Annotated in this window: 2 protein-coding genes; both read right to left on the reverse strand. The window is 74.2% G+C overall.

The window, feature by feature from the left end:
* On the reverse strand, positions 1 to 1,076 hold a 1,076-nt coding region (locus tag ACZ592_RS40265; RefSeq protein WP_471586751.1), incomplete at its 3' end, for a beta-ketoacyl synthase N-terminal-like domain-containing protein.
* Positions 1,077 to 1,104: 28 nt separating this feature from the next.
* A complete protein-coding gene (locus ACZ592_RS40270; protein WP_471586750.1) occupies positions 1,105 to 10,485 on the reverse strand; it encodes an SDR family NAD(P)-dependent oxidoreductase in 9,381 nt (3,126 codons plus the stop codon).

Genomic DNA, 10,485 nt, shown 5'->3' on the forward strand with positions numbered 1-10,485 from the left:
TTCGACTTCACGGAACCGAGCCACAACGGCCGCTCCGCGTCCCGCCCTTGACCGTACGTGGCGAGCAGCGCCTGCGCCTCGATCGGGTCGCCGAGGGTGGTGCCCGTGCCGTGGCCCTCGACGACGTCGACGTCCGCGGACGTCAGCTGTGCGGCGGCCAGGGCGTCCTGGATCACGCGCTGCTGGGCGGGGCCGTTGGGGGCGGTCTGGCCGTTGGACGCTCCGTCCTGGTTGACCGCGCTGCCCCGTACGACCGCCAGGACGCGGTGGCCGTTGCGCTCCGCGTCGGAGAGTCGTTCCAGGGCGAGGACGGCCACGCCCTCGCCCCATCCCGTGCCGTCGGCGGCGGTGGCGTAGGACTTGCAGCGGCCGTCGGCGGCGAGCCCGCGCTGACGGGAGAACTCGACGAAGACGCCCGGGGTGGACAGCACCGTCACACCACCCGCGAGGGCGAGGGTGCACTCGCCCTCGCGCAGCGACTGCACGGCCTGGTGCAGGGCCACGAGCGAGGAGGAGCACGCCGTGTCGACGGTGACGGCGGGGCCCTGCAGGCCGAGCGCGTAGGAGACGCGTCCCGACACGAGGCTGCCGACGCTGCCGCCGCCGGGGTCGTAGTCGTGGTGGAAGGACCCGGCGAAGACGCCGGTGGCGGTCTCCTTGAGGGTCTGCGGGTTGATGCCCGCGCTCTCCAGGGCCTGCCAGGACGCCTCCAGCATGAGGCGGTGCTGCGGGTCCATCCCGTGTGCCTCGCGGGGCGTGATGCCGAAGAAGGCCGGGTCGAAGTCCGCCGCGTCGTGCAGGAATCCGCCGGAGCGTGTGTAGGTCTTGCCGGGGTGTCCCGGCTCCGGGTCGTAGAGGGCGTCGATGTCCCAGCCCCGGTCGGCGGGGAACCCGCCGATCATGTCCTCGCCCTTGAGGACCACGTCCCACAGGTGGTCCGGCGAGGACACCCCGCCGGGCAGCCGGCAGCTCATCCCGACGATCGCCACGGGTTCGCTGCGACGGTCCTCCAGGGTCTGCAACCGCCCGCGCGTGGCGTGCAGTTCCTGCGAGACCGCCTTGAGGTATTGGAGCAGTTCGTCTTCGGTGGGCATGAACTCACTCTCAACTCTGGTCGATGGCGGGCGTTGTGTCGCCGGTGATGGAGATGCCGAGGCTGTTGGTGACGAAGTCGAGGACCTCGGCCGCCGTGGCGGACTCCAGTCCGGACGGCGTCGGCTCGTCGTCGGCCGGCACGGGGTGTGCGTGTGCCGGGGGTTCGGTCAGGCAGCGGACGGTCTCGGCCAGGGCGGCACGCTGCACGCCGTTGAGCCGCAGCCCGTTCAGCCTGGTGCCGATCCGGGCGAGGTCGGCCATGATCCCTTCGTAGCCGGGCTGTTCGGCGGCCGACTCCGGAGACGGGGCCGGGGCCGGGGCCGGGGTGAGCCGGGTGGCGAGGTGGTCGACCAGGGCGCGCGGGCTCGGGTGGTCGAACACCGCGGTCGCGGACAGCTTCACGCCGGTCCGGTTGCTGATCTTGTTGCGGAGTTCCACGGCGGTCAGGGAGTCGAAGCCGAGGTCGCGGAACGCCCCGTCGGCGGAGATGCCGCGCGCGTCGCCGTGCCCGAGCACCTGCGCGACGTCCGTCAGGACGAGGTCGAGCAGGAGGGCCTGGCGCTGTTCGGCCGGGAGGCCGCGCAGTCTGCTCTCCAGGCTCTCGGCGGGCGCCGCGGGGGCGCTCGCCGCGGTCCGCCGGTTCCTGGCGGGTGCCAGGTCACGCAGCAGCGGCGGTACGGGGTCCGCCGTCCGGAGCGCGGCGGTGTCGACGCGTACCGGGACGAGGCGGGGCGTGGCCGAGGTGAGCGCCAGGTCGAAGGCGGCGAGGCCGTCCTCGGTGCTGGTGGGCAGCAGCCCGGTACGGGCGATGCGGCCCAGGTCGGCGGCGCCCAGGCCTGCCGTCATCGCGCTGGCCCGCGTCCACATGCCCCAGGCGACGGAGACCGCCGGGACGCCGGACGCGTGCCTGCGGACGGCGAAGGCGTCCACGTAGGCGTTGGCCGCCGCGTAGTTGGCCTGGCCGGCCGACCCGAGGACCCCGGCGACGGAGGAGAACACCACGAAGGCCGCGAGGTCCGCGTCGGCGGTCAGCTCGTGCAGGGCCCGCACCGCGTCCGCCTTGGGCCGCAGCACGGTGGCGAGCCGCTCCGGCGTGAGGGCCGCGAGGACGCCGTCGTCGAGGACGCCCGCGGTGTGCACCACGGCGGTCAGCGGGTGCTCCGCCGGGATGTCGGCGAGCGCCGCCGCGAGCTGTTCGCGGTCGGCGACGTCGCAGGCCACGGACCGGATCCGGACGCCGTCGTCCGGGAGGTCCGCGGGCGCGTCGGCACCGCTGCGGCTGAGCAACAGGACGTGCCGCACACCGTGTTCGGCGACCAGACGGCGCAGGACGAGCTGCCCGAGGGTACCGCTCGCGCCGGTGAGGACGACGGTGCCCTCGGGGTCGAGGGGACGGGGCACGGTCAGGACGGTGCGGGCACCGTCGCCGTCCCGGTCGGTGGTGGCCGTTCCGTCGCCGCTCCCGTCGGTGGTGGCCGTTCCGTCGCCGCCGGTCAGGTCGCGGACCACCGTGGCCGCCGACCGTATGTCGTGGGCCGTGACCGGCAGCGCGCGCAGCGCCCCCGCGGCGAACAGGCCGGAGAGTTCCGCGAGGACCGCGTGCCGTCGTGCCGCGTCCCGCGCGCCGGTGACGGCACGCGCGTCGGCGGTCACGAACCGGCCGTCGGCGCCGAGCAGCAGGGCGGCCGACGCCTCCCCGCCCGCACCGCGGTGCGCGTCCAGTACGAGGTCGAGGCCGGTCGGCACGCGCCGCGCGATGTCACCGGGCGCGGGCCCGGCCAGGTGCGCGTCGTCGAGGCCGAGGCCGCGCAGCGCGTCGTGGGCGTCGAGGGGCGCGGTGGCGAACACCTCGGCACCCAGGTGCCGGGCGACCTGGACCGCGGCGAGGCCGACGGGCCCGGTGGCCGCGTGGACCAGCACCCGCTCCCCCGACCGAAGTCGGCCCTCGTCCACGAGGGCGTGCCAGGCGGCGAGGAACACCGTGGCCGACGCCGCGGCCTCGGCGAACGTCAGGGCCGACGGCAGCGCGACGACGGCCCGGTCGTCGGTGACCGCGGTCCGGGCGAGAGCGCCGCCCGAGGGGAAGACGCCCCACACGCGGTCGCCCACGGCGAGACCGGTGACCGCCGTGCCGAGCTCGGTCACGACACCGGCGCCTTCGACGCCCGGAGACCGGCCCTGCTTCCGCCCCTGCGTCTCCTGCTCCTGCTCCTGCTCCTGCTCCTGCTGCGCAAGGTCGGCGGGGTCGAGGGCCGCGGCCCGTACGCTCACCCGGATCTCCCGCGGACCGAGCGGCTCCTCGGGGGCCGGTACGAGGGCGGGGCGGCCGGGCTCGTCATCGCCGGGCCCACCTTCTCCGGTGATCTCCAGCCGCCACGAGGACGCACCGTCCGGCAGCGGGAGCAGATCGGGCGCGGTGCGGCCGAGCCGGGGCACGTACGCCCGGCCGTCGCGCCAGGCCACTTCGGGTTCGCCGGTGGCGACGGCCGCGGCGACGGCGTCATCTCGGCGGGCTCCGGTGCCGGTACCGGCACCACCGTCACCTTCGCCGTCGACGTCACCTCCGCCGTCGATGTCGACGAGCAACAGGCGTCCCGGGTACTCGGCCCGGGCCGCGCGGAGCAGCCCCCAGACGGCGGCGGTGACCGGGTCCGGGCGGTGCGTCATGCCGCCCCGGGTGACCACGGCGAGCCGGTCGTCACCGTCGCCCGCGTCGGCGAGGAAGCGCTGCACGCGGGCGAGCACGTCGGCGAGGCGGGCGTGCACGTCACCGCCGGGACCGACCTCCACGACGGTGACCCCGGGCGTGTGCGACCGGGCGGAGTCCGGGACGGTCACCGGGCGCCAGCGCAGGTGGAGTCCGCCGTCCGCGCCGGGTGCCGCCGCCGCTGCCATGGGCCGCAGCAGCAGCGCGTCCACGGTGACGACGGGCTGCCCCGCGGTGTCGACGGCGGTCAGGGACACGGCGCCGTCGGCCGCGGCGGTGAGCCGGACCCGTACCGCGCCGGCACCCGACGCGTGCAGGGTCACGCCCGTCCAGGAGAACGGGAGCAGCGGCCTCGGCCCGTCGGCGCCGGACAGGGCCGGCACGCCGAGGGTGACGGCGTGCAGGGCCGCGTCGAGCAGCGCGGGGTGGATGCCGAACGTGCCGGTCTGCGTGGGGAGTTCGGCCTCGGCGTAGAGGGCGTCGGCCGTGCGCCAGGCGGCGCGCAGCCCCTGGAAGACGGGCCCGTAGCCGTAGCCGCGCGCGGCCAGGTCGCCATAGAGGCCGTCGACGGGTACCGGCTCGGCGTCGGCGGGCGGCAGGCTCCCCGCCTCCCCCGGGTGCGCGGGCGCGTCGGCCAGGGTGCCCGTCGCGTGCAGGAGCTGCGGCTCGGTGCCCGACGCCGGAGCGGACGAGGAGTGCACGGCGACCGTGCGGCGGCCCGCCGGGTCGGGGGCGCCGACGACGACCTGGAGGTAGACGGCGGTGTCGACGGGCAGCACCAACGGGCTCTGCAGTGTCAGTTCCTCGACGGCGGGGCAGCCCGTCTCGGCGCCCGCGTGCAGGGCCAGGTCGAGGAAGGCGGTGCCGGGCAGCAGTACGGTGCCGCCGATCGCGTGGTCGGCGAGCCAGGGGTGGGCGCCGGGCAGGATGCGGCCGGTCAGCACCGTCTGCCCGTCGGGCAGGTGCACGGCGGCGCCGAGCAGCGGGTGCCGGGTGCCGGTGAGGCCGGCGGCGCGGATCCCCGCGGTCGACGCGGCGGCGTCCTGCCAGTAGCGCTGTCCCGCGAACGGGTAGCCGGGCAGGTCGGTGCGGCGGCCGCCGGTCAGCAGCCGGTGCCACGGCACCGGGGTGCCGGCCACGAACGTCTCGGCGAGGGCCCGGGTGAGGGCCAGCGCCTCGTCCTGGCCGGGCTTGAGGGTCGCCACGGCGACGTAGCCGTCGTCGCCGAGGCACTCGTCGAGCGTGGCGTGCGCCATCGGCGTCACCGCGGCGTCGGCGCCGACCTCGAGGAAGGCGCGGACGCCCTGGTCGGCGAGGCTGCGCACGCCGTCGGCGAAGCGCACGGCGCGCCGGACGTGCTCCACCCAGTACCGGGGGGAGCACAGGCGCTCGGCGTCGACGGGACCGCCGGTGACGTTCGAGATCACGGGGATCCGCGGCGCGTTGAAGGACAGCCCCGCCAGTGCCTCGGCGAACTCGTCGAGCATGGCGTCCATGCGGTGCGAGTGGAAGGCGTGCGAGACCGCGAGGCGGTGCACGCGGTGTCCGGCCGCCCTGAAGTGGTCGGCCACGGCGAGCGCGGCGGCCTCGTCGCCCGAGACGACGACGGCCCGGGGGCCGTTGACGGCGGCGATTCCGACGGCGTCCATCAGGCCCGCCCCTTCGATGTACGCCCGGGTCTCCTCCTCGTCGGCTGCGACGGCCACCATCACCCCGCCCGTCGGCAGGGCCTGCATCAGGCGGCCGCGCGCCGCGACGAGGGCGCACGCGTCGGACAGCGAGAGGACGTCCGCCGCGTAGGCCGCGGTGATCTCGCCGAGGGAGTGGCCCATGACGTGTCCGGGGGTGACTCCCCAATCCCTGAGCAGTTCGAACAGGCCGACCTCGACGGCGAACAGGCCGGTCTGGGTGTACATGCTCTGTTGCAGCAGCGCGGCGAGCGGCGATTCTTCGTCGGCGAACACCACGTCACGCAGGGGGTGTTCGGCGTATCCGTCGAGGTGGGCGTCGACCGCGGCGCACACGGCGTCGAAGGCCTCGGCGTAGACCGGGTACCGCTCGTACAGCTCCTTGCCCATGCCGGCCCGCTGTGAGCCCTGCCCGGAGAAGACCAGGGCGAGCCCGCCCGCTCCGACGGCCGGCACGGCGCCCGCGACGGCGGCGGGGCTCTCTTCGCCTCGGGCGAGGGCGGCCAGCGCCTCGGTCAGGCCGTCACGTCCGGCACCCAGGGCGACGGCCCTGTGGTCCATCAGCGCCCGGCCGGTGGCCAGGGTGTGGCCGACGTCGCGTGGGTCGAGGCCGGGGTCACCGGTGACCCGGTCGAGGAGCCGCGCCGCCTGCCTGCGCAGCCCGTCGGCGGTCCTGGCCGACAGGGTCCAGGGGATCATCGGCGCTTCCGGCGCCGGCTCGGTGTCGGGAGCGGCGTCGGGTTCGGCGTCCGCGGGGGCGGCTTCCAGGATCACGTGGGCGTTCGTACCGCTGATACCGAAGGACGACACGGCCGAGCGGCGCGGCCGCTCCAGCTCCGGCCACTCCTGGTCGGCCGACAGCACGCTGACGGCACCGGACTCCCAGTCGACGTGCCGGGAGGGGGTGTCGGCGTGCAGGGTGCGCGGCATGACGCCGTTGCGCATCGCCTGCACCATCTTGATGATGCCCGCGACACCGGCGGCGGCCTGCGTGTGGCCGATGTTCGACTTGATGGAGCCGAGCCACAACGGCCGCTCCGCGTCCCGCCCTTGACCGTACGTGGCGAGCAGCGCCTGCGCCTCGATCGGGTCGCCCAACGACGTACCCGTGCCGTGCGCCTCGACCACGTCCACGTCCGCGGACGTCAGCCGCGCACTGGCCAGCGCGTCACGGATGACGCGCTGCTGCGACGGCCCGTTCGGGGCCGTCAGGCCGTTGCTCCCGCCGTCCTGGTTCACCGCGGAACCCCGTACGACGGCGAGGACTTGATGCCCGTGGCGCTGCGCCTCGGAGAGTCGCTCGACCACGAGCAGCCCGACACCCTCGGCCCAGCCCGCGCCGTCGGCATCGTCGGAGAAGGCCTTGCAGCGGCCGTCGACCGACATGGCGCGCTGCCGGGAGAACTCCACGAACGTCGTCGGCGTCGACATCACCGTCACACCACCCGCCAGAGCGAGCGAGCACTCACCGTTGCGCAACGCCTGCACCGCCAGGTGCAGGGCCACGAGCGACGAGGAGCACGCCGTGTCGATCGTCATCGCCGGGCCCTCAAGGCCCAGTTGGTAGGAGATGCGGCCGGACGCCACACTGGACGCGCTGCCCAGCATGCGGAAGCCGTCCATGCCCTCGACCGGCTCGTGCAGCGGCGGCCCGTACTCCATGGGCATCAGTCCGGTGAAGACGCCGGTCCTGCTGCCGCGCAGGGAGTCCGGGTCGATGCCCGTCCGCTCCAGTGCCTCCCACGCGGTCTCCAGGAGGAGCCGCTGCTGCGGGTCCATCGCCGCCGCCTCACGCGGACTGATCCCGAAGAACTCGGCCTCGAACACGGCGGCGTCGTGCAGGAAGCCACCGCGCCGGGTGTACGTCTTGCCCGCCCGGTCGGGGTCTGGGTCGTAGAGGTCGGCGATGTCCCAGCCGCGGTCGTCGGGGAAGTCGGTGATGGCGTCGACGCCGTCGAGGGTCGCCTGCCACAACTCCTGCGGCGAACGGATCCCACCCGGGAAACGGCACGCCATACCCACGATCACGATCGGATCGTCGTCCGAGACCGCCGCGACCACGACCGGCACCAACGGCCCCGGATCCGAACCCCCGACCTCCTCCTGGAGATACCCCACCAACGCGGTCGGCGTCGGATAGTCGAACACCAGCGTCGACGGCAACCGCAGCCCCGTCACCGCCTGCAACCGCTGCCTCAACTCCAGACCCGTCAACGAATCGAAGCCCAGATCACGGAAAGCACGGTCCGCCTCCAACGACGAACCCGAACCCAGACCCAGCACCAACCCCACCTGGCCACGCACCAGTTCGAGCAACGCCTCCGCCCGCTCACCCTCCTCCAACGCCGCCATGTCGGCGACCCAGGACGAGGACTGCCCGGCGCCGACGGCGGCCGCAGCGCGACGCGCGGGAGCACGGACCAGTGCCTTGAACACGGCGGGCAGCCGGTCCTGGGCCGCCTGGTTGCGCAGCGCGGGCAGATCGAGGCGGGCGGGGAACAGGGCGGCCCGGTCGGCGGCGAGGGCCGCGTCGAAGAGGGCGAGCCCCTGTGCGGGGGACATCGGGGCGAGTCCGCCCCGGGTGAGCCGGGCGATGTCGGCGTCGTCGAGGTGCGCGGTCATCGCACTGTCGCCGGCCCACAGACCCCAGGCCAGCGACGTCGCCGTCAGGCCTTCGGCACGGCGGGCGTGGGCCAGTGCGTCCAAGTAGGCGTTGGCGGCGGCGTAGTTGCCCTGCCCCGCCGTACCCATCACACCGGCGGCGGACGAGAACAGTACGAACGCGGCGAGATCGGCGTCCCGCGTGAGCTCATCAAGGAGGCGGGCTCCGTCGGCCTTCGGGCGCATCACGGTGTCGACCCGCTCCGGACTGAGCGCGGTGACGACACCGTCGTCCAGCACACCCGCGGCATGAATCACCGCGGTCAACGGATGCCCGTCCGGCACCGACGCCAACGCCGCCGCCAGACCCTCCCGGTCCGCCACGTCACAAGCCGCGAAGGTCACGGTCGCCCCGGCCTCGGCCAGTTCGGCGGCCAGCTCCTCGGAGCCTTCGGCGCCACGGCGGCTGACGAGCAGCAGGTGCCGCATGCCGTACGCGGACACGGCATGGCGGGCGAGGAGTTGCCCCAGAGTGCCGCTCGCTCCTGTGATCAGGACCGTGCCGTCCGGGTTCCACTCCGGTGCCGGCGTCGCGGGGTCGGTGCCGGCCGCGACCAGCCGGGGTGCCGTCAACCTGCCGTCACGCAGGGACAGTTGCGGCTCTCCGGCGGCCAGGGCGGCGACGACCACCGACTGCGCATCGACGCCGGCGGGCCCGGCGGCGTCTGCATCATTTCCTGTATCGGCGTCTGTATCGGCATGTGTATCGGCATCTGTTGTATCGGCGGGCGCGTCGACGACCACGATCCGCCCGGGGTGCTCGGTCTGTGCCGAGCGCAGCAGACCCCACACGGCCGCCGTGGCCGGGTCGGGCCGGTCCGCGATCCCGCCCCGGGTGACGACGACGAGCCGGGGTCCCTCGTCGTCACCCGACGCGGCGAGGAAGTCCTGGACCGTCCCCAGCACGCCGGCCACGCTCGTACGGACGTCCCCGCCCGGCTCGACGTGAGCGACGACGACATCAGAGGGAACACCGCCGGGAGAACCGGCGGAAGCCTCGGTCCCGCCCGGCACGTCCACCCACCGCACCTCGAACAGCGGGTCACCGGCCACGGCCGCACCCAGCTGCTCCTGCGACATCTTCTGCAGCCGCAGCTCGTCCACCGACACGACCGGCAGACCCGCACCGTCGAACGCCTCCAGCCGCACCGCACCGTCGCCCGCACGCGACAGCCGCACCCGCAGCGCGGACGCCCCGACCGAGTGCAGCCGCACCCCGCTCCACGAGAACGGCACCCACAGGTCGCCCGAGGGCAGCGGATGCAGCGCCGCGTCGAGCAGTGCCGGATGGATCCCGAACTCCTCGGCGTCCACCGGCAGCCGGACGTCGGCGAAGAATTCGTCGCCGTCCCGCCACAGCGCGCGCAGGCCCTGGAAGACGGGCCCGTAGCCGTAGCCAAGCCCGGCCAGCGTCTCGTAGGCGTCCGAGACGTCCACCCGCTCGGCGCCGGCCGGCGGCCACACGCCCTCCAGCCGCTCGTCCGACGCGACGGGACCCGCGTCCGCGAGTACGCCGACGGCGTGCCGCACCCACTCCGCTCCGCCGACCACATCGGCGTCCGCGTCCTGGACCTGGGAGTACACGGAGACCGCCCGGCGCCCGTCGTCGTCCGGCGCGCCCACCGACACCTGCACCGCCACCGGGATGTCCTCCGACAGCACCAGCGGCCGCTCCAGCGTCAGCTCGTCGATGACAGCGCAGCCCGCCTCGTCGGCGGCGCGCAGAGCCATCTCGATGAACGCGGTACCCGGGAGCAGGACGGTTCCGAACACGCCGTGATCGTCGAGCCACGGGTGAGTGGCCCGCGACAGCCGTCCGGTGAGAACAACCTCGTCGCCACCGGCCATCCGGACGGTGGCGCCGAGCAGGGGGTGCCCGGCGGACCGCAGCCCGAGCCCGGCCGCATCCACCACGGACTTACCCGCAGGCAGCCAGTGACGACGCCGCTGGAAGGCATACGTCGGCAGGTCCACGAGCGCGCCGCCCGCCAGCCACGGCGACCAGTCCACATCAACCCCGGCCACAAACACCTCGGCCAGACTCCGCAACAACCGAGCCGGACCACCCTCACCACGCCGCAAGGTCCCCACCGCAGCCACACCCGGGACCCCACCACCCTCAGCCGCCTGAGACACCGCACCCACCAACACCGGGTGCGGACTCGACTCCACAAACGTGCGATGCCCCGCCTCCAACAGCCCCTGCAAAGCCGCATCGAAACGGACGGTCTGACGCAGATTGGTGAACCAGTACTCCGCATCCATCACAGCCGTATCGATCAACCCACCCGTCACCGTGGAGAACAACGGAACCTGACCAGACCGCGGTACCAC

Source organism: Streptomyces sp. NPDC040622 (assembly GCF_055593965.1).